The sequence below is a fragment of the Streptomyces sp. NBC_00289 genome, assembly GCF_041435115.1.
GTDB lineage: Bacteria > Actinomycetota > Actinomycetes > Streptomycetales > Streptomycetaceae > Streptomyces.
The window spans coordinates 7,572,604-7,596,538 of the sequence record NZ_CP108046.1 but is presented as its reverse complement, the minus strand read 5'-3'; the positions used below and the strand labels follow the sequence as shown (position 1 = coordinate 7,596,538).

The 23,935-nt window shown below is 70.0% G+C and carries 23 protein-coding genes and 2 pseudogenes; 11 read left to right on the top strand and 14 right to left on the bottom strand.

Going from position 1 to position 23,935, the window contains the following annotated elements; genetic code table 11:
* Positions 1-46 precede the first annotated feature (46 nt).
* The 3 genes from OG985_RS34345 to OG985_RS34335 are packed head-to-tail and all read right to left on the bottom strand — an operon-like array spanning position 47 to position 1,757.
* A complete protein-coding gene (locus tag OG985_RS34345) occupies positions 47-547 on the bottom strand; it encodes a hypothetical protein (RefSeq protein ID WP_371672248.1) in 501 nt (166 codons plus the stop codon).
* A 35-nt stretch (positions 548-582) separates the two neighbouring features.
* Positions 583-1,131: a hypothetical protein gene (locus tag OG985_RS34340; RefSeq protein ID WP_371672247.1), complete on the bottom strand. Its 549-nt coding sequence runs from the start codon at positions 1,129-1,131 to the stop codon at positions 583-585.
* 47 nt (positions 1,132-1,178) lie between these two features.
* Positions 1,179-1,757, bottom strand: a complete 579-nt coding sequence (locus OG985_RS34335; protein WP_371672246.1) for a hypothetical protein — start codon at positions 1,755-1,757, stop codon at positions 1,179-1,181.
* Positions 1,758-1,872: 115 nt separating this feature from the next.
* Here OG985_RS34335 and OG985_RS34330 point away from each other — a divergent pair.
* The 5 genes and pseudogenes from OG985_RS34330 to OG985_RS34310 form a co-directional block, all read left to right on the top strand.
* Positions 1,873-2,037, top strand: a pseudogene (locus OG985_RS34330) (IS5/IS1182 family transposase); the annotation flags it as partial.
* A gap of 110 nt (positions 2,038-2,147) precedes the next feature.
* Positions 2,148-2,333 (top strand): annotated as a pseudogene (locus OG985_RS34325) (MBL fold metallo-hydrolase); the annotation flags it as partial.
* 388 nt (positions 2,334-2,721) lie between these two features.
* Positions 2,722-3,606, top strand: a complete 885-nt coding sequence (locus OG985_RS34320) for an ABC transporter substrate-binding protein (protein WP_371672245.1) — start codon at positions 2,722-2,724, stop codon at positions 3,604-3,606.
* Positions 3,603-4,520: an amino acid ABC transporter permease gene (locus tag OG985_RS34315; protein ID WP_371672244.1), complete on the top strand. Its 918-nt coding sequence runs from the start codon at positions 3,603-3,605 to the stop codon at positions 4,518-4,520. The genes OG985_RS34320 and OG985_RS34315 overlap by 4 nt, the downstream gene beginning before the upstream one ends.
* Complete coding sequence (locus OG985_RS34310; protein ID WP_371672243.1) at positions 4,517-5,278, top strand: amino acid ABC transporter ATP-binding protein; 762 nt, start codon at positions 4,517-4,519, stop codon at positions 5,276-5,278. The genes OG985_RS34315 and OG985_RS34310 overlap by 4 nt, the downstream gene beginning before the upstream one ends.
* A gap of 25 nt (positions 5,279-5,303) precedes the next feature.
* On the opposite strand, the gene aroQ is transcribed toward OG985_RS34310, so the two are convergent.
* Positions 5,304-5,777, bottom strand: a complete 474-nt coding sequence (gene aroQ, locus OG985_RS34305; protein WP_371672242.1) for a type II 3-dehydroquinate dehydratase — start codon at positions 5,775-5,777, stop codon at positions 5,304-5,306.
* A 182-nt stretch (positions 5,778-5,959) separates the two neighbouring features.
* Between aroQ and OG985_RS34300 the strand changes: the two genes are divergently transcribed.
* Positions 5,960-7,237, top strand: coding sequence for an MFS transporter (locus OG985_RS34300; protein WP_371672241.1), 1,278 nt, complete (start codon positions 5,960-5,962; stop codon positions 7,235-7,237).
* Positions 7,238-7,409: 172 nt separating this feature from the next.
* On the opposite strand, the gene OG985_RS34295 is transcribed toward OG985_RS34300, so the two are convergent.
* From OG985_RS34295 to OG985_RS34270, 6 genes are all read right to left on the bottom strand, one after another.
* Entirely contained in the window at positions 7,410-8,510 is a 1,101-nt protein-coding gene (locus tag OG985_RS34295; protein ID WP_371672240.1) for a calcium:proton antiporter, read from the bottom strand.
* A 147-nt stretch (positions 8,511-8,657) separates the two neighbouring features.
* On the bottom strand, positions 8,658-9,659 hold the full coding sequence (locus OG985_RS34290) for a TerC/Alx family metal homeostasis membrane protein (protein WP_371672239.1): 1,002 nt from the start codon (positions 9,657-9,659) through the stop codon (positions 8,658-8,660).
* Positions 9,660-9,942: 283 nt separating this feature from the next.
* The gene (locus tag OG985_RS34285) at positions 9,943-12,024 is read right to left on the bottom strand and encodes a TerD family protein (RefSeq protein ID WP_371672238.1); all 2,082 of its coding nucleotides are present in this window, start codon (positions 12,022-12,024) and stop codon (positions 9,943-9,945) included.
* Positions 12,025-12,091: 67 nt separating this feature from the next.
* The gene (locus OG985_RS34280; RefSeq protein WP_371672237.1) at positions 12,092-12,670 is read right to left on the bottom strand and encodes a TerD family protein; all 579 of its coding nucleotides are present in this window, start codon (positions 12,668-12,670) and stop codon (positions 12,092-12,094) included.
* A 171-nt stretch (positions 12,671-12,841) separates the two neighbouring features.
* Positions 12,842-14,968: an excinuclease ABC subunit UvrB gene (uvrB, locus tag OG985_RS34275; RefSeq protein ID WP_371672236.1), complete on the bottom strand. Its 2,127-nt coding sequence runs from the start codon at positions 14,966-14,968 to the stop codon at positions 12,842-12,844.
* A 40-nt stretch (positions 14,969-15,008) separates the two neighbouring features.
* Complete coding sequence (locus OG985_RS34270; RefSeq protein ID WP_371672235.1) at positions 15,009-15,875, bottom strand: MHYT domain-containing protein; 867 nt, start codon at positions 15,873-15,875, stop codon at positions 15,009-15,011.
* A 279-nt stretch (positions 15,876-16,154) separates the two neighbouring features.
* Between OG985_RS34270 and OG985_RS34265 the strand changes: the two genes are divergently transcribed.
* Both OG985_RS34265 and OG985_RS34260 read left to right on the top strand, forming a co-directional pair.
* On the top strand, positions 16,155-17,030 hold the full coding sequence (locus OG985_RS34265) for a glycerophosphodiester phosphodiesterase (protein WP_371672234.1): 876 nt from the start codon (positions 16,155-16,157) through the stop codon (positions 17,028-17,030).
* A 68-nt stretch (positions 17,031-17,098) separates the two neighbouring features.
* Positions 17,099-17,653 (top strand): methylated-DNA--[protein]-cysteine S-methyltransferase, encoded by a 555-nt coding sequence (locus OG985_RS34260; protein ID WP_371672233.1) that lies wholly within the window; start codon positions 17,099-17,101, stop codon positions 17,651-17,653.
* Between the two features lie 108 nt (positions 17,654-17,761).
* Here OG985_RS34260 and OG985_RS34255 read toward each other — a convergent pair whose 3' ends face one another.
* A complete protein-coding gene (locus OG985_RS34255; RefSeq protein ID WP_371672232.1) occupies positions 17,762-18,190 on the bottom strand; it encodes a VOC family protein in 429 nt (142 codons plus the stop codon).
* Between the two features lie 99 nt (positions 18,191-18,289).
* On the opposite strand from OG985_RS34255, the gene OG985_RS34250 reads away from it, so the two are divergent.
* The gene (locus tag OG985_RS34250; RefSeq protein WP_371672231.1) at positions 18,290-19,198 is read left to right on the top strand and encodes a pseudouridine-5'-phosphate glycosidase; all 909 of its coding nucleotides are present in this window, start codon (positions 18,290-18,292) and stop codon (positions 19,196-19,198) included.
* Positions 19,195-20,106, top strand: coding sequence for a carbohydrate kinase family protein (locus tag OG985_RS34245; RefSeq protein ID WP_371672230.1), 912 nt, complete (start codon positions 19,195-19,197; stop codon positions 20,104-20,106). The genes OG985_RS34250 and OG985_RS34245 overlap by 4 nt, the downstream gene beginning before the upstream one ends.
* Before the next feature lie 68 nt (positions 20,107-20,174).
* On the opposite strand, the gene OG985_RS34240 is transcribed toward OG985_RS34245, so the two are convergent.
* Entirely contained in the window at positions 20,175-20,969 is a 795-nt protein-coding gene (locus OG985_RS34240; RefSeq protein WP_371672229.1) for a class I SAM-dependent methyltransferase, read from the bottom strand.
* A 240-nt stretch (positions 20,970-21,209) separates the two neighbouring features.
* Between OG985_RS34240 and OG985_RS34235 the strand changes: the two genes are divergently transcribed.
* Positions 21,210-22,337, top strand: a complete 1,128-nt coding sequence (locus tag OG985_RS34235) for a magnesium and cobalt transport protein CorA (protein ID WP_371672228.1) — start codon at positions 21,210-21,212, stop codon at positions 22,335-22,337.
* A 96-nt stretch (positions 22,338-22,433) separates the two neighbouring features.
* Here OG985_RS34235 and OG985_RS34230 read toward each other — a convergent pair whose 3' ends face one another.
* Entirely contained in the window at positions 22,434-22,865 is a 432-nt protein-coding gene (locus OG985_RS34230; RefSeq protein WP_371672227.1) for a CBS domain-containing protein, read from the bottom strand.
* A 151-nt stretch (positions 22,866-23,016) separates the two neighbouring features.
* On the bottom strand, positions 23,017-23,658 hold the full coding sequence (locus OG985_RS34225; protein ID WP_371672226.1) for a uridine kinase: 642 nt from the start codon (positions 23,656-23,658) through the stop codon (positions 23,017-23,019).
* Positions 23,659-23,935 lie beyond the last annotated feature (277 nt).

The window sequence follows — 23,935 nt, the reverse complement described above, 5'->3', positions numbered from 1 at the left end:
GATCATCCTCTCGGCTCGGCCAGCTCGGTCAGGTACACAGGTGTCATCACGGAGGCCAAGCGCCGGGGAACTGGCCCCATATGCCGTCCGGGAAAGGCTCCCTGCGGATTACCGTCCCCATGACGGTGGGGAAGTGGATGCAGATGTCTCGGTATCGGGCTGTCGGCCAGTCCTCCTCCTCGGCCACACCTTCGGGATCCCGAAGGATCTCGGCGTGGCGCCACCGCACGACCTGCTGAACCTTCGGGTCGGGGAACCTCAGAGCCTGGGACTCCAGATCCCGAAGGATCATCCGGAGATCCGCGAACCACTGCCGATGGGTATCCGGCATATTCGTCACCGGCACTCCGTCCTCGAAGTGGTCCTCTACCGCGTAGGTCAGTCTGATCACCTCGTTGGCAGCCGCCTCGGCCAGGCCCAGCAGGTGCGTCCGCTCGGCCTCTTGCGCGGTCTTCCGCTGCTGCCAGATCACGGCCCCCGTGGATACCCCAGCACCCACCACGGCACCCGTGAGGCCCATGAAAGCCGCCAACGTCTCTGCCTGCACTGCTAGAACCTCCTGGGACTCCGGCTCTGACGGCCTCAGTCGTCGCCGCCGTCGTAGGGCTCGAACCGGCTGTCGTGCTCACGAGCACGGGTCCTGTAGCGCTCCAACCCGATCTCCGGGATGGGCTCTCCGCGCATGTGGGCAGAGAGCATGTCGATTGCGGCAACCACGCAGTGCTTCATCCACTGGACCTGTCGCTGGCGGTGCTGTCCTGCCAGCTCGAACCGCTTGGCGAGGATCAGGACTTCCACCACGCGCGCGTGGACGAGAGGAGCGCTCGGCATCAGCATCACGGCCAACTCGGCCTCATCCAGGTGCGTCACGGCGATGAACCGCCAGGGCTGACGCTCCTGTGGAACGTTTCCGGCCACACCACACTCCACCAGGTGCTGACGGAGCTGGTACAGCTCTGCGAGGGCCTGCTCTCCTGCCGCGTACCCTCGGGCCTCCAGGCGCTCGTGCCTCGCTGTCTTCGCCTGGTGCCGCTGCTGGAGCCATCCGCCCAGGAGGGCACCGCCGGCACCCACCACAGCGCCTCCGAAACCGATCAACCCCACCAACGTCTCCGCTTCCACGGTGGTCATCCTGCCGGAAATAGGAAGTTGTCGAAGCTGATCTCTCGGGTCCTGGATCAGTGGTAGCCCTCTTCGTACGACCGGGCCTCCTCCTCCATCCGGGCGTTGTACTCCGCAATGATGCTTGCGGCGTCTCGGACGGCCTGGTGTTCATCGGGTAGTGGCTCATGACGCACAGCAGTACCCAGGCAGTCGAGTCCGTGCCGGAACAGCTCATAGGCGAGGCTGGGGTAGCCGTCCAGACTGGGATCCCTTAGCTCGCGGTAGTAGGCCAGCGCCTCCACGATCTGCTCAACGCGCTTACGCAACTTCGCATCGCGAAGACGCGGAGTGATCAACCCCATCTGCGCGATCTGCTTGCGCAGTCGCTCATTCCAGGAGGACAACGACCTTTGGTCGTCTCCACGGGGGTGCGTCCAGTAGTGCTGCTTGATGACGTGGAGCTGGCGGATCGCCTCATCCGCAGCGGCTTCGGACTTGTCCCGTGATCGGAGGTCGGCTCCGGTCTGCATCTGTATCTGCATCGCCTGGATCTGTCCCCTCTGAGCGTATGCCGCGGCCTTAATGGAGGCGATTCCTCCGATCCCCGCGCCGATCAGACCTGACACTGCTGCGACCCACGCCGATGCATCCATGCGGTGCATCATGCCGATGTGATCAGTCCCGTGGGGCTGATCACGTCAAGTCCTCGCCGGCTCACCGTTCGTGGACTGAATCCGCAGGCGAGGGACCTAGGCCGTTTCGTTTAACAGGCGCGGAATCCGTGCGGTCATCCCTGTCACGGCCGACTAGCAGGCACACCGCCTTCGACGCGGCAGCCGGGGCGGCCGGCCGCCCGCCTTCGACCGCGAGACCTACAAGCAGCGCAACACCGTCGAGCGGTGCATCGACCGCCTCAAGCAGTGGCGAGGCATCGGTGAGGTCGACTCGGGGCGCCCTGCTGGTGTTTCCACCAGTGGGTTTCCCCGAGCCGCCTCCCGAACCCGGCGTGCCCGTCTCCAGGCACCGGGCTCTCCACAAATGGCTTCTCCAGCGGTGTGGGCAACACCCGTAAGGACGCGAAGGCGTTCGCCAGTCTGATCCACGATGTGGAGACGAAGATCTTCGACGTGCTGCCGGACGAGACCTGGGTCTATCCGGGACACGGCAACGACACGACGCTTGGCGCGGAACGCCCGCACCTGCCGGAGTGGCACGCGCGCGGGTGGTGAGCACCGGGCGCGGGCTGTCTGCCACGGCTCGGCGGTGAAACCCGGCGCTCGGCGGTGAAGCCCGGCGCGCGCCGGTGAGTGCGCGCCCCGTTCCCGCTCCGCGCGCTCCCCGTGTGAAGCCTTCACACGCACCCGCGTCACACGCGCGCTCCCGGCGTATCTGGTTGCGCGCTCAACTGGAAGCAGCCCCGCGCGGGATGACGGCTCCTGCGCGGTACGGGCCGCCGGTCTTTCGATCCCCGCCCTCGACCGGCGGCCCCGGCACGAATCGAGGTCGGACGCCAGAGCGCGGGAACGCGTTCACGAGAACGCAACACCCGTTCCCACCATGCGGACACATCTCGCCGTGACCTCGACAAACGGGACGCCAGACTGTCACTCTCCCGCCATGCACTCTGCCCCGCACGCGCTGCGCCGCGTTGTCGCCGCCGCCGCCACAGCCCTGCTCGCCACCGCCGTGGGCTGCGCCCCGCAGCCGGAGGAGAAGGCCGCCGACTCGCCTTCGGGGTCGGCCGGGACCGCGTGCGTGAAGGGCGGGTTGGCCACCAAGTCCTCCGGCAAGCTGACGATCGCCACCGACGAGCCCGCGTACGAGCCGTGGTTCAAGGACGACAAGCCGGCCAACGGTGAGGGCTTCGAGTCGGCGGTCGCCTACGCCGTGGCGAAGCAGCTCGGATACGACAAGAGCGCCGTCGTCTGGCAGAGCGTTCCCTTCAACAAGGCGTTCGCACCGGGTGAGAAGACCTTCGACTTCGACGTCAACCAGGTGTCGATCAGCGCCGAGCGCAAGAAGGCCGTGGACTTCTCCTCCGGCTACTACGACGTGCGCCAGGCCGTCATCGCGCTCAAGGGCAGCAAGGCCGCCAAGGCGACGAGCATCGCGGACCTGAAGGGCCTCAAGCTCGGCGCCCAGGTCGGCACCACCAGCCTCGACTACATCGACGACGTGGTGAAGCCGAGCCGGGACGCCGCCGTCTACGCCAAGAACGACCAGGCCAAGTCGGCGCTGAAGAACGGCCAGGTCGACGCCATCGTCACCGACCTGCCGACCGCGTTCTACATCACGGCGGCCGAGGTCACCGACGCGAAGATCGTCGGGCAGTTCGAGAACCAGGGTGGTACGCCGGAGCAGTTCGGGCTCGTGCTCGACAAGGGCAGCGCGCTCACCACGTGCGTGAGTGCCGCGGTGGACGCCCTGCGCACCGACGGCACGCTGGCGGAGATCGAGACGCGTTGGCTGTCCGACGCCGTCGACGCCCCGGTGCTCAAGTGACCGTCACCAAGGAGGAGTCCGGCCGGGAGGGCGCGGACGACGACGGTGGCATGACCGGCGCCGGCGACGAGTACGTGCCCTCGCTGCGGCGGATCGAGCGCGAGCGCCACAAGCGCGTCCGGGCCCGCCGGGCCACCTCGGTCGCCGCGCTCTCCACCCTGGTCACGGGTGTCGTCCTCTACCTGGTCGTCGTCAGCGCGCCGGGCTGGCAGCGCACCAAGGAGACGTTCTTCGACGGGCAGTACGCGCGCGAGGCGTTCCCCAAGGTCCTGGAAGGGCTGTGGCTCAACGTCCGGCTGCTGCTCATCTGCGGTGTCGCCGTGCTGGTGCTCGGCATGCTGATCGCCATCGCGCGCACCCTGCGCGGGCCGGTGTTCTTCCCGCTGCGGGCGCTGGCCGCCGCGTACACCGACTTCTTCCGCGGGCTCCCGCTGATCATCAACCTGATGATCGTGGTCCTGGGCGTTCCGGCGCTGCGCCTACAGGGCGTGACCGTCGACCCGGTGCTCCTCGGCGGTACGGCACTGACGCTGACGTATTCGGCGTACGTCGCCGAGGTGTTCCGCGCCGGCATCGAGTCGGTCCACCCCTCGCAGCGCGCCGCGGCCCGCTCGCTGGGCCTCACCAACCGGCAGGCGCTGCGGTACGTGGTGTTGCCCCAGGCCGTACGCCGCCAGGTGCCGCCTCTGCTCAACGACCTCGTCTCGCTCCAGAAGGACACCGGGCTCGTGTCGATCGGCGGTGCGATCGACGCCGTGCGGGCCGCCGACATCATCGTGGGCCGCAGCCTCAACTACACGCCGTACATCGTCGCGGGCCTGGTGTTCGTGGCACTGACCATCCCGATGACCCGTTTCACCGACTGGGTGACGGCGCGGATGGACCGCCGGCGGGCCCAGGGAGGCACCATATGAGCACCGCCGACACGTCCTCCGTGCTGCGCATGGAGTCCGTCCGCAAGTCCTTCGGCGACTCGGTCGTGCTCCGGGACGTCGACCTGGAGGTCGCCCCGCACACGGTGACCGCCCTGATCGGCGCCTCGGGCTCCGGCAAGTCCACGCTGCTGCGCTGCGCGAACCTCCTGGAGGAGATCGACGACGGTGCGATCTGGCTGGACGACGAGGAGATCACCGACCCGCGCGCCGACCACGACGCGGTGCGCCGCCGTATCGGCGTGGTCTTCCAGGCGTACAACCTCTTTCCGCACATGACGGTCCTGGAGAACATCACCCTTGCCCCGCGCCGGGTGCACGGCGTCTCCCGCTCGGAGGCCGAGGAACGGGCCCGGGACCTCCTGGAGCGGCTCGGGCTGGCCGGCAAGGCGGGCGAGTATCCGGACCGGTTGAGCGGCGGCCAGCAGCAACGGGTCGCGATCGTGCGCGCCCTGGCCGTACGGCCCCGGCTGCTGCTGTTCGACGAGATCACCGCCGCCCTCGACCCGGAGCTCGTGGGCGAGGTCCTCAGCGTCGTCCGCGATCTGAAGGACGACGGGATGACCATGGTGCTCGCCACGCACGAGATGGGCTTCGCGCGCGACGTCGCCGACCAGGTCTGCTTCCTCGACGGCGGCGTGGTGTTGGAGCGCGGCAGCGCCGAGCAGATCTTCGGCGATCCGCAGCAGGAACGCACCCGGCGCTTCCTGCGGCGGATCGTGGAGGCCGGGCGACTGTAAGTCCCGCCCGCCAGGACGACGGGACTTACGCGTCGGCCCGGGCAGCCCCGGCGAGCGCGGCGACCCGTTCGACACCGAACACGTACCCCTGCACCCCGCACCCGGCGATGACGCCGTCGGCACGCAGCGAGACGTAGGAGTGGTGGCGGAACGACTCGCGCCGGTGGATGTTGGAGATGTGGACCTCCAGCACCGGAAGGCCGTCACACGCGTTGAGCGCGTCCAGGATGGCCACGGAGGTGTGGGAGTAGGCACCCGGGTTGATGACGATCCCGCAGTGCTCGAGTCGCGCCTCCTGGATCCAGTCGACGAGTTCGCCCTCGTGGTTGGACTGGCGGAAGTCCACCGTGCCGCCGTGCGCGGCCGCCGCCTTGACGCACAGGGCCTCCACGTCGGCGAGCGTGTCGGAGCCGTAGATCTCCGGCTGACGCTGCCCCAGCAGGTTCAGGTTGGGTCCGTTGAGGATCATGATCGGGGCGTTGGCCAGGCTGCGGGGCACGGTTCCTCCGGTCCGTTCGGACGTGTCGTTCGAGCTGGGCGGCCGGTTGACGACCGTTGCTCGGTCCCGGTCTATCACGGTCTCGTACGACCGCCCTTCGCCACCGCGCGCCCCCGTAACCGCCGATCACCGTGGGTAGTTGACGCGGCATGCACGCCGTACGCACCGTAAGGGCCCCCTCCATGCCGCGCCTCGCGGCCGCCTCCCTCGTCGGGACGGCCATCGAGTTCTACGACTTCTTCGTCTACGGCACCGCCGCGGCACTGGTCCTGGGGCCACTGTTCTTCCCGACGTTCTCGCCGGTGGCGGCCACGCTGGCCGCGTTCGGGACGTTCGGCGTGGGCTTCGTCGCCCGGCCGCTGGGGTCGGCCCTGTTCGGGCACATCGGGGACCGGCGGGGGCGGCGGCCGGTTCTCGTCGCCTCGCTGCTGCTGACCGGCGCCTCGACGGTCGCCGTCGGCTGCGTACCGACGTACGACACGATCGGTGTCGCCGCCCCCGTGCTGCTCCTGGTCCTGCGTTTTCTGCAGGGCCTCGGGCTCGGCGGGGAGTGGGGCGGGGCCGTCCTCCTCGTCGCGGAGCACGCGCCGGCCGAGCGGCGTGCTCTGTGGTCGAGCTTTCCCCAGGTCGGACCCGCAGTGGGCTTCGTGCTCGCCAACGGCGTGGTGCTGGCGCTGTCGGCGACGCTGTCCGAGGCACAGTTCGCGCAGTGGGGATGGCGGGTGCCGTTCTGGGCCGCGGGGGTACTGGCCGCGGTCGGGTTGTGGCTGCGCTCGTCGCTCGCCGAGAGCCCGCGCTTCCTGGAGATCGACGACCACGCGCGCGTGCCCCTCGCCGAGGTCGCGCGCGACCACTGGCGGCTCCTCCTGCTGACCGCCGGCGCGCTCTCGGTCGGGTACGCGGTCTTCTACGCCGTGACGACCTGGTCCCTCGCCTATGGGACGGAACGGCTCGGGGTCAGTCGTGCCGTCATGCTGACGTGCATCATGGCGGCGGTCGTGGTGAAGGGTTCGCTCACACCGCTGGCCGCCCTCCTGGGCGACCGCTACGGACGGCGACCCATGTGCCTGGCCGGATGTGCGGCGGCCGCGGCCTGGATGTTCCCCATGGTGGCGCTGCTCGCGACGGGCTCCCCCCTGCTGATGTTCGTCGGTTTCCTGGGCGCGCTGCTCGCGTTCGTGACGATGTTCGCCGTGATCGCCGCCTATCTGCCGGAGTTGTACGAGCCGCGGATCCGGTGCACGGGCGCCGCGGTGGGCTACAACCTCGGCGGGGTCCTCGGAGGCGCGCTCACACCGATCGTCGCGACCGCGCTCGCCGAGCGGGGTGGCCGGGTGCCCTGGGGTGTGGGCGCGTATCTCACGGGGATGGCGCTGCTCAGCCTGGGCTGCTTCGCGCTGCTGCCCGAGACGCGTCCGGCGACGGTGGGGGTAGCGGCGACCGAACCGGCCACCGGGTGAGGACGCGGGTCGTGTGCTGCGGAGGCGTGTCGTGGGTTGGGGTGGAAGGTTGAGTGTTGCGAGTGCGGTCGCGGGTGGTGCGTAAGCGTTTACGCAAGCGGTTGCGCCGCCTGTTTCGCGCCACTGACGGGGCACTGTCGCTCGGAGCCTGCGGAGGCGCTGCTGCTCGAACCTACGGATTGACCGCGAGTTCCAGGTACGCCGCGAACAGCACCAGATGGACCCCGCCCTGCAACGGCGTGGCCCGGCCCGGCACCACCGTCAGTGAACTGACCACCACGGTCAGGGCGAGCAGCACCGTATAGGTCGCCCCGAGGCCGAGAACGAGCGGACCGGAGAGCCAGACGGACGCCAGGGCCACCGCGGGGATGGTCAGTCCGATGCTGGCCATGGCCGAGCCGAGCGCGAGGTTCAGGCTGGTCTGCACCCGGTCCCGGCGGGCGGAGCGCAGCGCCGCGATCGTCTCGGGGAGCAGCACCAGCAGGGCGATGATCACACCGACGACGGCTTGAGGCAGGCCGGCGGCCTCCACACCGGACTCGATGGTGGGCGAGACCCCCTTGGCCAGGCCGACCACGCCGATCAGGGCCAGCCCCAGCAGGCCCAGACTGATCAGTGCGGCGCGGGCGGGCGGTACGTCGGCGTGTCGGTCCGCGCTGATCACCTCGCCCTGGCGGGTGATCGGCAGGAAGTAGTCGCGGTGCCGTACGGTCTGGGTCGCCACGAAGAGGCCGTACAGGATGAGCGAGGACAGTGCGGCGAAGGTGAGCTGCGTCGTGGAGAACTCGGGCCCGGGCTTGCTGGTGGTGAAGGTGGGCAGCACCAGGCTGAGCGTGGCGAGGGTGGCGACGGTCGCGAGGGCGGCGCCGGTGCCCTCGGGGTTGAAGACGGCCGTGCCGTGGCGCAGGGAGGCGACGAGGAGGCTGAGGCCCACGATGCCGTTGCAGGTGATCATCACCGCTGCGAAGACCGTGTCCCTGGCCAGGGTGGAACTCTTGTCGCCGCCGTCCACCATCAAGGTGACGATGAGCGCGACCTCGATGACCGTGACGGCGACGGCGAGAACCAGGGAGCCGAAGGGCTCGCCGACCCGGTGGGCGATGACCTCGGCGTGGTGCACGGCGGCCAGAACGGCTCCGGCGAGGACCAGCGTCACCAGCGCGACGACCGCGCCGGGGAGATCGCGCCCCCACGTGAAGACCAGCAGCAGGACGGCGACCACCGGCACGAGGGACGTCCACCGCGTCGTGAGCGTCCCGAGCCGAGCGATCATGCAGCGATCGTCGCAGACCCGCACGGACCCCGCATTCCGATGCGGGAGCTCCACGGTGCGACCCTGTGCGGGACGGCACCGGGAGCGGTGGCCGGCTGTTTCGCCGAGCCCCGCTCCCGGTGGTCGTCGGCCCTGGGGCCGAAACGGTCAGGCCCCGACGCTGTCCTTCGGGGAGCCGTCGCCCTGCGCCTGTGCCGCCTCGGCCGCCGCCTGTTTCTTGGAGGCCATGAGGCTGGTGATGGTGGTGATGACCAGGATCCCGCAGATCACGCCGAGCGAGACCGGAATGCTGATCTCCGGAACATGGACCCCGGACTCGTGGAGTGCGTGCAGCACCAGCTTGATGCCGATGAAGCCGAGGATGACCGACAGGCCGTAGCTGAGGTGGACCAGCTTCCTGAGCAGGCCGCCGATGAGGAAGTACAGCTGCCTCAGGCCCATCAGCGCGAACGCGTTGGCCGTGAAGACGATGTACGGGTCCTGCGTCAGACCGAAGATCGCCGGGATCGAGTCGAGCGCGAAGAGCACGTCGGTGGTGCCGATGGCGAGCATCACGACCAGCATCGGGGTCATGACCCGCTTGCCGTTCTGCTGGATCCACAGCTTGGTGCCGTGGTAGCGGTCGGCCACTCCGAAGCGCCGCTCGGCGGCCTTGAGCAGCTTGTTCTCCTCGAACTCCTCGTCTTCGTCGTCGGCCCGGGCCTCCTGGATGAGCTTCCAGGCGGTCCAGATCAGGAAGGCGCCGAAGAGGTAGAACACCCACGCGAAGCTGGCGAGGATCGCGGCTCCGGCGGCGATGAAGATCGCCCGGAGCACGAGGGCTATGAGCACGCCGACCAGGAGCACCCGCTGCTGGTACTGCGAGGGCACGGCGAACTTCGCCATGATCAGGACGAAGACGAAGAGGTTGTCGACGCTCAGCGACTTCTCGGTGATGAAGCCGGCGAAGAACTCTCCGGCGGGCTGACCGCCTCCGAAGAGGAGCAGGCCGAGCCCGAAGAGCCCGGCGAGGGCGATCCAGACGACCGTCCAGATTCCGGCTTCCTTGATGGACACGTCATGCGGCTTACGGCCGATGAAGAAGTCGACCGCGATCAGGGCCGCCAAGCCCACGATGGTCAGGACCCACAGGTTCAGGGAAACATTCACTGCGCCTCCGGCAGTACGTAACGGCAAATGTCAGCGTCGTCGCTGCCGGAGGTCTCTTCCACCCCGGACCACGGGCGCGGATGACGCGTCCGAAGTCCACGGGCCGACGCCCCGGGATCTGGCCTGATCCGTATTGACGGGTACGCCGCACAGACAGGGAGTACTCCCCTCCGTGGGAAAAACAGTACCCCAATCACCAAGGAAAGGTAAAGGGTTTAGTAAAACAAAGACCAAGTTCGCAGGTCAGACGGCTTTACGTGTCCTTGATGGAGGGCGGACACGGTCATCTGTTCCACGAGCGGCGGGCCGCCGCGACCTGGGTGAGCACCTGCTGGAGAACCTGGCTGCCGGGCGGCACGAGCGAGGGTTCGTACGTCCACGCGTGCCCGACCCACGGGTCGGCGAGGTGGTCGTCGGGCACCGGCGTGAGTCGCAGGAGCGAACGCCACAGCGGATCGAGCAACGGCCCGTAGCCGGCGGCCTCCTCACGGTCGGCCACCATCATCAGATGGACGCCGACGGCCGGTCCCTCGTCCGCGAGGTAGCGCAACTGGGTCACGGCCCGGTCGTCGAAACCGTGCGGGAAGTCGTTGACGATCAGCAGCTGCTCGGAGGTGTCGACGCCGGGCGGGAGCGAGTCGGCCGCACCGCCGCGCACCGCCATCTGCACCAGGTCGACGCGCTGAGTGAGCCGGGCCAGGACGTCCGCCACACCGGCGGCGCCGACGGCGGGCGGAGCCGCGAGCACGCCGCTCTGCACGAGCGGTGCGAGGGCCTGCGCCCCCGAGCCGGCGGCGTCGATGACATGCACGCTGAAATCGCCCGCCGGATGGACGGCGAGCAGCCGGGCCGCGTGTGCCACCGCGGTGTCCAGTGCGAGGCGCCGCAGTTCGTGGGAGTCGGTGAACGAGCCGTCGAGCGAGTCGGCGCGGCCGCTGTCGATCCACAGGCCGCGCTCCAGAGGGAGACGGACCAGCACGGGGACACGCAGCTCGGGGGCCTCCGGCAGGTGCAGGTCACCCACCCGCAGGGCCATGGGAGTCTCCATCGGCACGCGGTAGCCGTGCCAGACGGGGTTGTCCCAGCGCGCGTACGCCGGCGGCAGCGCGGGCTCGACCACCTCGGCCTCGGCGGTCAGCTGCGCGAGGTCACGGTCGAGGGCGGCCTGTGCCTGGTCGACGAGCTGGGCACGCTTGGCGCGGGCCGCCTCGCGTGCGGCATCGCCCTGGCCGCCGATCCGGCTGCGCGGGTCGGACAGGACCTGGTCGAGCTCCTTCTCCATGCGCGAGTCGGCGAAGTCGACGGCGCTGCGGAACGCGGCCGCCGTCCGGGCCAGGTCCTCGAACATGCCCCACACCTGGTTGTAGAGCCGTTCCTCCATGGACCACCCGGTGGCGTCCCCGGCGACGGGACGCGCGGGCTGTCCCGGCGGAGTGGGAGGCGCGGTGGGCGGGGGCGGTGGCGGGGCGGCGTTCTGCCGCCGGGGGTGGCTGTAGCTGATCGGGCCGGTGTCCGCGGTGGGTGCGGACGGCCGGCTGACGGCCGCGGGGTCCCCCGCTCCCGTTCCGCCCGGGTGCGTCGGCAGTGGCGCGGACTGGTCCGGGCCATCGGGAGTCCGCCCACCGGCGTGCGGGGCCTGGGGGCCGTAGTGGCCCGTCGGCTGCGGCTGCACGGAGCCCGTGACGCCCTGGGGGGCCGAGGCACCGTGGGACGCGGGGCCGCTCTGGTCCGGGCCCGGCGCCGGTGCGGCCGGCTGCCGGGAGCGGTCGGCGTCCGCCGTACGCGGTGGGGGTGGTGGGAACGAGCGGGCCAGGCCCTGGGCCACGGCCTCGTTGATGCTGTCGGCGAGTTGGCGGGCCTGCGGCAGACCCTGGTCGGTGAGGAGTTCGGACAGGCCGCCTGCGTAGCCCTGGCCGACCGCGCGCACCTTCCAGGCGCCCTGACGGCGGTAGAGCTCCAGGGCGACGACGGCCGACTCGGCCTCCAGGCCGGTGACGGTGTAACTGGCGACCTGGGTGCCGTCGAGGCCGGTGACCGCGATGAACGGGGCGGCGACGGAGCCGAAGCGGACCGGGCCTCCGGCACTCGCGACCGGCAGGGCGAGCAGCACGCTGATCCGATGCACGGCCTCCGGCATGGCGTCCAGGTCCACCGCGAGGCGGTGGTCGGACGCGGCCTGCTTGGAGACCTCGAGCCCCTGCAGGGTGGGAGCGCCCGGATGGGCGACCCACCCGGCGCCGTGGACCCTGCCCTGCTCGTCGCCGAGAGTGGCTCCGGCCACGATCGGTGTGCCGGCCGAGATCCGGATCTCGAGGCGGACCTGGGAGAGCGGGTGGTTCTGCCCCCGCACCAGCTCGGCCGTCATCGCCCTCGTCCCCCCCATGTCGACTGTGTCGCCGTGTGTGCTGTCGTGTGCCGCCCGACGGGGCTGCCTACAGGTGCGGCAGGATCGCCGGCATCAGGTCCTGGAAGGTGCGGCCGTTGGCCGGGGTGCCGAGGGCGGTCATGGTCCAGCCCTGGCCGGTGCGGTGCACCTTCGCCATGATCTGAGCCGTGTAGGCGCCGCCGCCTGCCAGCGTGTAGCGGGCGAGTTCCTGGCCGTTGGTCTCGTCGACCAGGCGGCAGAACGCGTTCTGCACTTCCTGGAAGGTCTGGCCCGTGAAGCTGTTCACGGTGAAGACGATCTGGTCGATGTGGACCGGGATGCGCTGGAGGTCCACGAGGATGGCCTCGTCGTCGCCGCCCTGGCCGACGCCGCCGACCAGGTTGTCGCCGGTGTGGCGCACCGAGCCGTCGTCGCTCACGAGGTGGCGGAAGAACACGACGTCGACGGGCTGCTTGTCCGCGAACAGCACGGCGGAGGCGTCGAGGTCGACCTCCCGCGTGCGCGTGCCGAACAGGCCACGCCGGGGCGCCGCCTGCCAGCCGAGACCCATGCGCACCGCGGTCAGGCTGCCCCCGTCGCTCTTCTGCAGACTGATGGCCTGACCCTTGGTCATGTTGACGGTCACGCGCTGATCCCCTCTCGAACTGTCCCCTGTTTCCGTGGAGTCCACGGATGAGCAGAACCCTACGCAGGGGCACTGACAGTGCCGTACCCCGGTCCACACTTTGTGTCGTTCTTGCAACACAGTGCGTGCAAAAGCGACCTGGCCGCCGGTGGGCCGGGCCGCCCGGCGAGGTCAGGCCAGGCCCGCCTCCTTCATCTGGCGAAGCTCCTTCTTCATCTCGTGCACCTCGTCACGCAGCCGGGCGGCGACCTCGAACTGCAGGTCGGCGGCGGCGGCGCGCATGCGTGCCGTCATGTCCTCGATCTGCTCGGTGAGTTCGGCTGCGGGGCGGTCGGTCGGCACCGTCTCCTTGGCCTTGCCCCTGCTCTTGGCCGCCTTGCCGCCGAGCGCGGGAACGGGGGCCTTGGCGCCCTTGCCGTCCTTCGTCTTGCGGTAGCCCGAGCCGAGCAGTTGTTCCGTGTCGACGTCCTCGCGGGCGATCTGCGCGACGATGTCGTTGATCTTCTTGCGGAGCGGCTGGGGGTCGATGCCCCTCTCCGTGTTGTACGCGACCTGCTTCTCCCTGCGGCGGTTGGTCTCCTCGATGGCCTTCTCCATCGCCGGGGTGATCTTGTCGGCGTACATGTGGACCTGACCGGAGACGTTGCGCGCGGCGCGGCCGATGGTCTGGATCAAGGAGGTGCCGGAGCGCAGGAATCCCTCCTTGTCGGCGTCGAGGATCGCCACCAGGGAGACCTCGGGCAGGTCGAGGCCCTCGCGGAGGAGGTTGATGCCGACCAGGACGTCGAACTCACCGGACCGCAGCTCGCGCAGCAGCTCGATGCGGCGCAGGGTGTCGACGTCGCTGTGCAGATAGCGCACCCGGATGTCGAGTTCCAGGAAGTAGTCCGTGAGGTCCTCGGCCATTTTCTTGGTGAGCGTGGTGACCAGGACACGTTCGTCCTTCTCCACGCGCTCCCGGATCTCGTGCACCAGATCGTCGATCTGGCCCTCGGTGGGCTTGACCACGACCTCCGGGTCGATGAGGCCGGTGGGCCGGATGATCTGCTCGACGGCGCCGTCCGCGCGCGAGAGCTCGTACTTGCCGGGCGTGGCCGACAGGTAGACGGTCTGGCCTACGCGCTGCTGGAACTCCTCCCACTTCAGGGGGCGGTTGTCCAGGGCCGAGGGCAGCCGGAAGCCGTGGTCGACGAGGGTGCGCTTGCGGGAGGCGTCGCCCTCGTACATGGCGCCGATCTGCGGGACGGTGTTGTGGGACTCGTCGATGACGAGCAGGAAGTCGTCCGGGAAGTAGTCGAGCAGGGTGTTCGGCGGGGAGCCGGGCGAACGGCCGTCGAAGTGCATCGAGTAGTTCTCGACACCGGAGCAGGAGCCGATCTGGCGGAGCATCTCGAGGTCGTACGTCGTGCGCATCCTGAGGCGCTGGGACTCCAGGAGCTTGCCCTGCTTCTCCATCTCGGCGAGGCGCTCGCCGAGTTCCTTCTCGATGTCGTTGACGGCCCGCTCCAGGCGCTCGGGGCCCGCGACGTAGTGGGAGGCCGGGAAGACGTACAGGTGCTCGTCGTCGCTGATGATCTCGCCGGTGAGCGGGTGGAGCGTGGACAGGGCCTCGATCTCGTCGCCGAACATCTCGATGCGGACGGCGAGCTCCTCGTAGACCGGGAAGATCTCGATGGTGTCGCCGCGGACGCGGAAGGTGCCCCGGCTGAAGGCGGTGTCGTTGCGCGTGTACTGGATGTCGACGAAGCGGCGCAGCAACTGGTCCCGGTCGATCTCCTCGCCGACCTTGAGCGAGACCATGCGGTCCACGTACTCCTGGGGGGTGCCGAGACCGTAGATGCAGGAGACCGAGGCGACCACGATGACGTCGCGGCGGGTGAGCAGCGAGTTGGTCGCGGAGTGGCGCAGGCGCTCCACCTCCTCGTTGATCGAGGAGTCCTTCTCGATGTAGGTGTCCGACTGGGGGACGTAGGCCTCGGGCTGGTAGTAGTCGTAGTACGAGACGAAGTACTCGACGGCGTTGTTCGGGAGGAGCTCCCGGAACTCGTTCGCCAGCTGGGCGGCCAGGGTCTTGTTCGGCGCCATCACGAGGGTGGGGCGCTGGAGCTTCTCGATCATCCACGCCGTGGTGGCGGACTTGCCGGTGCCGGTGGCGCCGAGCAGGACGACGTCCTTCTCGCCTGCCTCGATGCGCCGGGCGAGCTCGGCGATGGCCTTCGGCTGGTCGCCGCTGGGCTGGTAGGGACTGACGACCTCGAAGGGCGCCACCGTGCGTTCGATGTGGGAAACGGGCCGCATGGAATCAACCGTACGACCCGCCACTGACAACGCGGCCGGATCAGCGGTTCTGCGGGGTGCGGGCTCCCCTGTGTCCGTCGGGCCGCCGGGAGGTGGGCACGGAGTGGTGGTGGGGGTGCCGGACGGTGCTGCGGGCAGGGACACCCGGCTTGTTCTCGACGGGTGTCCAGTCGGGCTTCCCCATGACCATCAACGGGTCGAACATCACGACGACACCCGCCAGGAGGAGGAAGGCCAGCGGGCCGATCAGCATGGGAGCGAGCAGGCTCGCGTGCGAGTCGCCCGAGCCGGGCACGGGCGTGCCGTGCAGATGGACGCTGAGCGCGGCCATCCCGGTGTAGTGCATGCCACTGACGGCCAGCCCCATGACGAGGCTCGCACCCACGCTCCACGCGAACCCTCTGACCTGGCCGGCGGCCCACAGTGCGGCGGTGGCCGCGACGACGGCTATGACGACGGACGCGCCGACGGTGAAGGTGTTGTACTCGAGCTTTCCGTTGAGGCGCATGCCCGCCATGCCCAGGTAGTGCATCGACGCCACGCCCAGGCCGGTGATGGTTCCCCCGGTGAAGAGCGCGGTCCCCCTGGCACCGCGGTAGCCGACGATGAAGATCCCGACGCCCACCATGACGATGGCGACGCCGAGACTCGCGTAGGTGGTCGCCTTGTCGTAGTGGATCGGCGCCTCCTTGACCGTGAACCCCATCATCGCGACGAAGTGCATGGTCCAGATGCCGGAGCCGATCGCCGCCGAGCCCAGGGCAAGCCAGCCGGGCCGCCAGGAGTGGGTGACGAGCATGGATCTGGTGGTGCAGCGCAGGCCGAGGGCACCACCGAGGCAGGCCATGACGTAGGCCACCAGCGGTGTGACGAGTCCGTAACTGAAGCCGTCGACCGTGCCCTGCATGCGCGGCTGCCCTTCCGCCCTGTTGCGTCCTGGAATCCTCTGGAATGCACCCCTTCCCGGACCGCCCGGGCGATCAGGGTCGAGGCAGAGAGTATGACTGCCACCGGAATGGTCGAACGATTTTCAGGCAAAGAAACACGGCCTCGCCCCACTTGTGCGGCACCGGTGAGCGGAGTTGGAACAACCCCATCGGGTCTGTGGTCATTCTGCGCCCCGCTGCCGTTGACCCTGTGCTGTCACAGTTGAGCTGTCCGTGATGTTCCGACGCGAGGAGCACGCATGCACGCGCGCGCCGTTGCCGCCACCACCACCGCGCTCCTGGGGGCCGCCGCCCTCCTGCTGCCCGCCTCCGGCGCCCTGGCGCACGAGGTGGCCGAGCGGCCCCGGGTCATCGCCCACCGGGGCGCTTCCGCGTACGCGCCCGAGAACACCCTCGCCGCCGTCGACAGAGCGGAACGGATGGGCATCGACTGGGTGGAGAACGACGTCCAGCGCACCGAGGACGGGCAACTCGTCGTCATCCACGACGACAGTTTGCGGCGCACCACCGACGCCGAGGAGGTCTTCCCCGAGCGGGCGCCCTGGAAGGTGAGGGACTTCACGGCCGCCGAGATCGCCCGCCTGGACGCGGGGAGCTGGTTCGGCCCCGTCTACGCGGGTGCGCGCGTGCCCACTCTGGAGCAGTACGTGCGCCGCGTGGAGCACAACCACCAGAAGCTGCTCCTGGAGATCAAGAACCCGGAGCTCTACCCCGGCATCGAGCGGCAGACCCTCAAACTTCTCGGCAACGAGGGCTGGCTCGACCGGCGGCACCTGACCGGCCGGCTGGTCGTGCAGAGCTTCAGCGCGGACAGCATCCGGACCGTGCACGACCTGAAGCCGGGCGTCACGACCGGCTTCCTCGGCACTCCGCCCGTCGCGGAGCTGCCGGGGTACGCGACCTTCACCGATCAGATCAATCCCTCGTACGCCTCCGTCTCCCGGGGGTACGTCGCCGCGGTGCAGGCGCTGACGGGACCGCACGACAGGCGGCTGCACGTGTTCACCTGGACCGTCGACGACGCGTCGACCGCGTTGCGGGCCGCCGGGTACGGCGTCGACGGAGTCATCACCAACAGGCCCGACGTGGTGCGGGGCGCGTTGCGCGGCTGGTGAGTCCAGGCCGACCGGCGCTCGCGGGCACTCCCCGGGCGTTGTCAGTGGCGGGCCGTACGGTGGAGCGCATGGACAGCCATCGGCAGTACGAGCAGCAGGTCGTGTGGACCGTCGTCGACACCGGCATCGGTCCGCTGCTGCTGGCCGCGACCCGCGAGGGCCTGGTCAACGTCGTGTTCCACGCGACGGACGAGGTGCGCGACAAGGCGCTCGACCGGCTCGCGTCCCGGCTGGGTGGTGAGCCCGTCGAGGCGCCCGGTTCCCCGCTGCTGGCCGAGGCGATACACCAGGTCGAGGCGTACTTCGCGGGACGGCGTCGCGATTTCGAGCTGCCGTTGGACTGGTCGCTGATATCGGGCTTCAACCGACAGGTGCTGCGCGAACTCGCGGCCGGGGTGTCGTACGGCACGGTCGTGGGGTACGGCGACCTGGCCGGGCGTGTCGGCCAGCCGGGCGCGGCCCAGGCGGTGGGTGTGGCGATGGGCTCCAATCCGCTGCCGGTCGTCGTGCCCTGCCACCGGGTCGTCGAGCGGGACGGCGGCATCGGCGGATTCGGTGGCGGCCTGGAGACCAAGCGAAAGCTGCTCGCGCTGGAGGGCGTGCTGCCGGAGCCGCTCTTCTGAGAGGTCGGACCCGCAGGGCCGGGGGTCTGCGGGTCCGAGGATGAGCGGGGTCCGAGGGTTGTCGGTCCGGGGTCCGCACACACGTGTACGCGCGGACTTCCGGGCGCGTTACTCGTAGTGCCGGGCCTCGAAGATGTTGCCGTCGGGGTCACGGAAGTAGAAGCTGCGCCTGGCCATGCCCCGGGCACCGTAGGAGTCGTACGAAAGATCGGACACCGGGACGGCCCGCTCCTCCAAGCGGCTGCGCAGAGCGTCGAACGCGTCTCCCGGGAGGGCCAGGCAGACGTGGTTCACGGCATGGCCGGCGCTGTCGGCGGCGCCCGGAAGCATGTTCATGCCTTCCGCCAGGGACAACGGTGCGAGGTCGAAAATGGTCTCCTCGTTGAGACGCACAGAGGGAAAGGACACCTGTCCCGCGGCGAACTCGGTGATCCGCAGAGGTTCCAGTCCGACCGCCTTCTCGTAGAAGTCGGCCGCGGCCACCGGGTCACGAACCCAGAGGACGACATGGTCGAGACGAGTCGTGTTGTTCGTCATGTAGACCAGGCTGGTGTCGTCCCCCACAGGCCGCAAGGGTTTGACCGGGCGTGCCGCCCGCCAGAGATGAGGGAAGACCCACGGACAGGAGGCAGGCGCGTGGTGCTGAAGGTGTCGGAAGAGGTGCGGGACGCGGTCGACGCGCGTCGACCCGTGGTGGCCCTGGAGTCCACGATCATCGCGCACGGGCTGCCACGCCCGCGCAACCTGCAGGTGGCGTTGGAGCTGGAGGACGTCGTTCGACGGGAGGGAGCCGTGCCCGCGACGATCGCCGTGCTAGACGGGCGACCCCACGTCGGCCTCGACAAGGAGCAGCTGGAACGAGTCGCCAACGAGGACGGGATCCGCAAGCTGGGGCACCGCGACCTGCCGCTCGCCGTGGCCTCCGGGGTGAGCGGGGCGACCACCGTGTCGGCGACGGCCCAGCTGGCGGCGCTGGCGGGCGTCCGGGTGTTCGCGACGGGCGGGCTCGGTGGGGTGCACCGGGAGTGGACGGTGACGCAGGACGAGTCAGCCGACCTCGGACTGCTGGCCCGCACGCGAATCACGGTGGTCTGCGCGGGCGTCAAGTCGATCCTCGACGTACCGGCGACCCTGCAGCGCCTGGAAACGCTGGGCGTCGCCGTGGCCGGATACGGCACGGACCGGTTCCCCGGCTTCTATCTGTCCGACTCGGGCCATCCCGTGGAGTGGACGCTGGACAGCCCGCGGCAGGTGGCGGACGTGATGCGCGCCCAGGACGTGCTGGGTGGGCACGAGTCGGCGCTGATCGTCGCCAACCCCGTGCCCGCGGAGGAGCAGCTCGATCCCGGCCTGCACGCGCGCGTGCTCGCGGAGGCCCTGAACGCGTGCGAGCAGGAAGGTGTCACCGGTCAGGCGGTCACGCCGTTTCTGCTCGACTACCTGGTGCGCCACACGGACGGTGCCTCGCTGAGCGCGAACCTGGCGGCAGTGCGCGGCAACGTCAGGCTGGCGGGACGGATCGCGGCGGCCTGGGCCGCGGCGTGACAGCCGAGCCGGACGGCGCGCTGCTCGTCGTCGGGGACGTGATCACGGACGTCGTCGCCCGGCACCGCGGACCTCTCTCGCCGGGCACGGACACGGTTTCCGCGATCCGGACACTGCCCGGCGGTGCGGGCGCCAACGTGGCCTGCTGGGCCGCCCACCGGGGCGCCGAGGTACGGCTGCTGGGCCGGGTGGGCGCGGACGCGGCCGGATGGCACGAGCGGGAGCTGACCGCCTGCGGAGTACGGCCCCGTCTCGTCGTCGATCCGCGGGCGCCGACCGGGACGGTGATCTGCCTCGTCGACACGGGCGCCGCGGCGGAGCGGACGTTCCTCACCGACAGCGGCGCGTCCTTGCGACTGGACCCCGACGACTGGTCGGACACCCTGCTCGACGGCGTCGTACGACTGCATCTGTCGGGCTACCTCCTGTTCTCCGAACCGAGCCGGGCACTGGTGGCGGTGGCCATCGCGTCCGCACGCGCGCGTGGCGTGCCGGTGAGCCTGGATCCGGCGTCGGCCGGCTTCCTGAAGCAGTTGGGCGTCGACCGTTTCCTGGAACTCACCGAGGGAGTGAGTGTGCTGCTGCCCAGCCGGGACGAGGCGTGCCTGCTGACCGGGCTGCCCGATCCGGTGGACGCGGCGGCGAAGCTGAGCCGCCAGATCCCGCTGGTGGTGACCAAACAGGGGGCGGACGGTGCGCTGGTGGCCCGGTCCGGCACCGTGCACGCGCACGTCCCCGCCGTACCGGTGACTCCTCGGGACACCACGGGGGCCGGTGACGCCTTCACGGGCGCGTTCCTGGCCGCCCTGCTCGCGGGCGCCACATCCGAGGACGCGGCGCGGGAGGGGTGCCGGGCGGGGGCACTGGCAGTGGGGCGCGTGGGCGGGAGACCGCCGGCACGAGACTGACGGCTGCGCGGCAGCGAGCCGGGGAGGCGGGCCGAGGCGCCCGCACACGCGCCGACGTCCTGCCGGCTCTAGGCCTTGCGTCCCCATGCGGAGATCATGGGGGCGGTGGCCAGATCCATGGTGCCGGAGGCGACGTTCCTCAGATGGCGGTCGACGTCCTCGTCCGAGGCACGGCCGGTGGCGACGAGCTGACCGCGAATCTGACGCACGGTGGCCGACTCCAGGGCGGCACAGGCGGGTGAGGTGACGGGGAAGTACGCGTCGGCCTCCACCCGGCTGAGGCCGGCTTCGCGCAGCAGGCGCGGGAGCCGGCGGCCGTAGGACAGGTCGGCGCCCCGCTCGGCGAGCAGCTCGCGGAAGCCGTGCCTCAGCCGGTTCGCCAACTGCTGCTCGGGGCCGTACTCGTCGGGGCACAGCAGGGGTTGCAGGGCAGGGTCGCCGTCCTCCACCAGGAGCCTGCCACCGGGGCGCAGGGCCTTCACCATCGACCTCAACGCCCTTTCCCGCTCCGGCACATGGACGAGGACGAGCCGGGCGTGCACCAGGTCGAACCCCTCCTCCGGCGGCTCCTGCTCCCCCACGTCGTGGACAAGGACCTCGACCGGCGGACGCCCCGCCGAGGCGACCCGGGAGGTGTCGATGTCGGTCGCGACGACCCGGCCGGTCGGCCCGACCTTCTTGGCCAGCCAGGACACGACGGAGGTCCCGCCGGCGCCCACCTCCCAGCAGCGCCAACCGGGTCCGACACCCAGCGCTTCGAGGTGCCGGAAGGTCGTGGGGTCGAAGACGGTGGCGAAGGCGTCGAAACGCTCGCTCGCCTCGGGCTGCCGGTTGTCGAGGAGGTACCGGTCGGTTCGCGTCATGCCGCGATCATCCCAGTTGTGCGGCTTGTCCGAAGGGGGCGACGCTCGAAGACGGCGAGATGTCGGTCACCGGCCGGTCCGGGGGTTACGGCGTGCGGCGCCAAGTCCCGTTGTCCACAGCCGGGAACAAAGCGGAACATTCCGTTCCCACAGGCTCACCCGGCCCCTGCGCCGACCTGGCAGACTTGCTCGCCAGGGCGCGGAAACACGGCGCGAGGAGATCCATGCGGGGAGATCCAGATGTCCATGGCAGGGAATTTGCGGAAGGTCACGAGCCTCGGCAGGGTCGGCGGCCTCCGCGGAGTGGCACGGCTGGCCCGGCGGCGCCCGCGCGTCGACCTGAGCCACCCCGCCCGGTCTCCGCTGGGCTCCTCCGTGGTGAACTGCGTGACGTACCGGGACGGCGTCCGGACCCCCGCGGGAAGTGATCTGGTCGACGCGGTGGAGCGGGTGCGCAAGCATCGGGACGGCTTCGTGTGGCTCGGCCTCCACGAACCGACGGACCACGAGTTCGCGGGCATCGCCGAGCTGTTCGAACTGCACCCCCTGGCGGTCGAGGACGCGGTCGAGGCCCATCAGCGGCCGAAGCTGGAGCGCTACGGCGAAACGCTGTTCGCGGTGTTCAAGACCGTCTGCTACATCGAGCACGAGGAGCTCACGGCGACCAGCGAGGTCGTGGACACCGGGGAGATCATGGTGTTCGTCGGCCCGGACTTCGTGATCACGGTGCGCCACGGCCGGCACGGATCCCTCGGTCCGCTGCGCGAGGAGCTGGAGGCCGACGCCCGGCAGCTCGCCAAGGGCCCGGCAGCGGTGCTGCACGCGATCGCCGATCATGTGGTCGACGACTACCTGCACGTCACCGACTCCGTGCAGGAGGACATCGACCAGGTCGAGACGGACGTGTTCGCGGAGAACGGCGCGCGGGCCGATCCCGGGCGCATTTACCAGCTCAAGCGCGAGCTCCTGGAACTGAAGCGGGCGGTGGTCCCGCTCGGCCGCCCGCTCGAGGACCTCGCCACCCGTCCGATACAGGTGGTCGGCCCGGAGATACAGGCCTACTTCCGTGACGTCTCCGACCACCTGCACCGGGCCAAGGAACAGATCGCGGCCTTCGACGAGTTGCTGAACTCGATCCTGCAGGCGCACCTCGCACAGGTGACGGTCGCCCAGAACGAGGACATGCGGAAGATCACGGCGTGGGCGGCGGTCATCGCCGTTCCGACCATGGTCTGCGGGGTGTACGGCATGAACTTCGAGCACATGCCGGAGCTCCACTGGCGGTTCGGTTACGGCCTGGTCATGGGCGTGATGTCCCTCGCCTGCCTGGCGCTGTACCGCGGCTTCCGGCGCAACGGCTGGCTCTGACGGGACCCCGCCCGGGCGGAAGGACGGGGACCGGGACAGGACGAGGGACAGGGGCAGCGAGCAGGGAGCAAGGGGCACGGCCGTGGGGCGGGGAAGTCAGGAGCGATCAGGGCTCATGGCGTAGACGTTCTCGGCCCAGGACGCGATCTGATCCTCCGTCAGGTGTCGGGCGAGGTCGGCCTCGCTGATCATGCCGACCAGACGCTTGTTCTCGATGACGGGGAGCCGTCGGATCTGGTGCTCCTGCATCTCGCGGAGCACGTCGCCGACGTCGGCGGTCGCTTCGATCCAGCGCGGGGTGCCTTTGGCCATCTCGCCCGCGGTGACGCGGGCCGGGTCGTGGCCCATGGCCACGCAGCCGACGACGATGTCACGGTCGGTGAGGATGCCGCAGAGCCGTTCGTCCTGATCGCTGATGGGCAGGGCTCCGACGTTCAGTTCGCGCATGAGCTGGGCGGCGCGGTCCAGGGTCTCGTGGGCGGGGATCCACTGGGCACCACGGTGCATGATGTCTCCGGCGGTGGTCATGGTGTACCTCCCGGTGCCGGGCGGCCGACGCGACGCGGGGCGCGCCGCTGGTACCGGCGCCCTACATTCTCGCCGTGCGTCCCGGACCGCGCACCCGGACGACCGCGAGGCCGCCACCCGATCCGCGGCGCGACGGCAGGCTTGGGATCGATCAGCCGTTCCACGCCGGATGGCGCGGATCGTCGGCACGTACGAGGACGTCGGCGGCACCGGCCGGGTCCGTCTCGTTCTCGTAGGCCTCGAACGCGGGAAGTGTCCAGTGCTCGTCCTCGGGAGTACGACGGCGCAGGGCACCGGCTGAGAGGAGGACGTGGACGCTCAGGTCGAAGGGGAACCAGTGACGCAGCAGGAGGGGGCCGTGGAGCAGGAGGAAGCCACTGGGCGGGAGTTCGACATAGGGGCTGCGAGTGGCGCGGTCGGTGACCGGGTCCCACAGGTCGGGCAGGACGCGGCCGTCGCCGCCGGGTTCGAGAGGGCCGAAGACCTCCCGCCACAGCGCCCCGGTGTCGAACCAGCCGTTGTAGTAGGCCTCCATGTCATGGTGGCCGTACTCCAGGCGGAGCGAGGCCGGGCGCAGAAAGCCCTGGGTTCCGACGACGAGCGAGGGGCGGCCGCGTAGGCGCAGGGCCTCCGCGACGCGTTCGGCGAGGTCTCCCGGGCGGGCGGCCGGGGCGCCGTCGAACGCGATGCGGGGCCAGGGGCTGCCGTCGGCCGGCTTCAGGCCGAGCAGTCGCTCGGCCAGGAGGTCGGCGAGCCGGTCCCAGGTGATCGCTTCGAGTCGCACACGGCCCATGATGCGTCAGGACACGGCTCGGCCGCGTTCCGCCCTCGTCAGCTCTCGTTCCGCTCCCGGAAGTCAGTGGCTTCCGGGGCCCACGGGACTCGACCGACGGGCTGCCATCAGCCCGGCGATCCTGACACGGGGCACATGGGCACATGGGCACACCCGCACACCCGCACACCCGCACACCCGCACACCCGCACACCCGCACACCCGCACACCCGCACACCCGCACACGGCGGCAGAATCAAACGGCACCAGCAACGGCAACGGCAGAACCCCGTGGAAC

Bases quoted from the DNA above. Each gene is read 5' to 3' on its own strand.
- OG985_RS34270 (WP_371672235.1), bottom strand. From the start codon at position 15,875: ATGCAGGGCACGGTCGACGGCTTCAGTTACGGACTCGTCACACCGCTG.
- OG985_RS34285 (WP_371672238.1), bottom strand. From the start codon at position 12,024: ATGACGGCCGAGCTGGTGCGGGGGCAGAACCACCCGCTCTCCCAGGTC.
- OG985_RS34265 (WP_371672234.1), top strand. From the start codon at position 16,155: ATGCACGCGCGCGCCGTTGCCGCCACCACCACCGCGCTCCTGGGGGCC.
- OG985_RS34240 (WP_371672229.1), bottom strand. From the start codon at position 20,969: ATGACGCGAACCGACCGGTACCTCCTCGACAACCGGCAGCCCGAGGCG.
- OG985_RS34255 (WP_371672232.1), bottom strand. From the start codon at position 18,190: ATGACGAACAACACGACTCGTCTCGACCATGTCGTCCTCTGGGTTCGT.
- OG985_RS34300 (WP_371672241.1), top strand. From the start codon at position 5,960: ATGCCGCGCCTCGCGGCCGCCTCCCTCGTCGGGACGGCCATCGAGTTC.
- OG985_RS34230 (WP_371672227.1), bottom strand. From the start codon at position 22,865: ATGACCACCGCCGGAGACATCATGCACCGTGGTGCCCAGTGGATCCCC.
- OG985_RS34340 (WP_371672247.1), bottom strand. From the start codon at position 1,131: ATGACCACCGTGGAAGCGGAGACGTTGGTGGGGTTGATCGGTTTCGGA.
- OG985_RS34260 (WP_371672233.1), top strand. From the start codon at position 17,099: ATGGACAGCCATCGGCAGTACGAGCAGCAGGTCGTGTGGACCGTCGTC.
- OG985_RS34335 (WP_371672246.1), bottom strand. From the start codon at position 1,757: ATGGATGCATCGGCGTGGGTCGCAGCAGTGTCAGGTCTGATCGGCGCG.
- uvrB (WP_371672236.1), bottom strand. From the start codon at position 14,968: ATGCGGCCCGTTTCCCACATCGAACGCACGGTGGCGCCCTTCGAGGTC.
- OG985_RS34235 (WP_371672228.1), top strand. From the start codon at position 21,210: ATGTCCATGGCAGGGAATTTGCGGAAGGTCACGAGCCTCGGCAGGGTC.
- OG985_RS34295 (WP_371672240.1), bottom strand. From the start codon at position 8,510: ATGATCGCTCGGCTCGGGACGCTCACGACGCGGTGGACGTCCCTCGTG.
- OG985_RS34225 (WP_371672226.1), bottom strand. From the start codon at position 23,658: ATGGGCCGTGTGCGACTCGAAGCGATCACCTGGGACCGGCTCGCCGAC.
- OG985_RS34320 (WP_371672245.1), top strand. From the start codon at position 2,722: ATGCACTCTGCCCCGCACGCGCTGCGCCGCGTTGTCGCCGCCGCCGCC.
- OG985_RS34310 (WP_371672243.1), top strand. From the start codon at position 4,517: ATGAGCACCGCCGACACGTCCTCCGTGCTGCGCATGGAGTCCGTCCGC.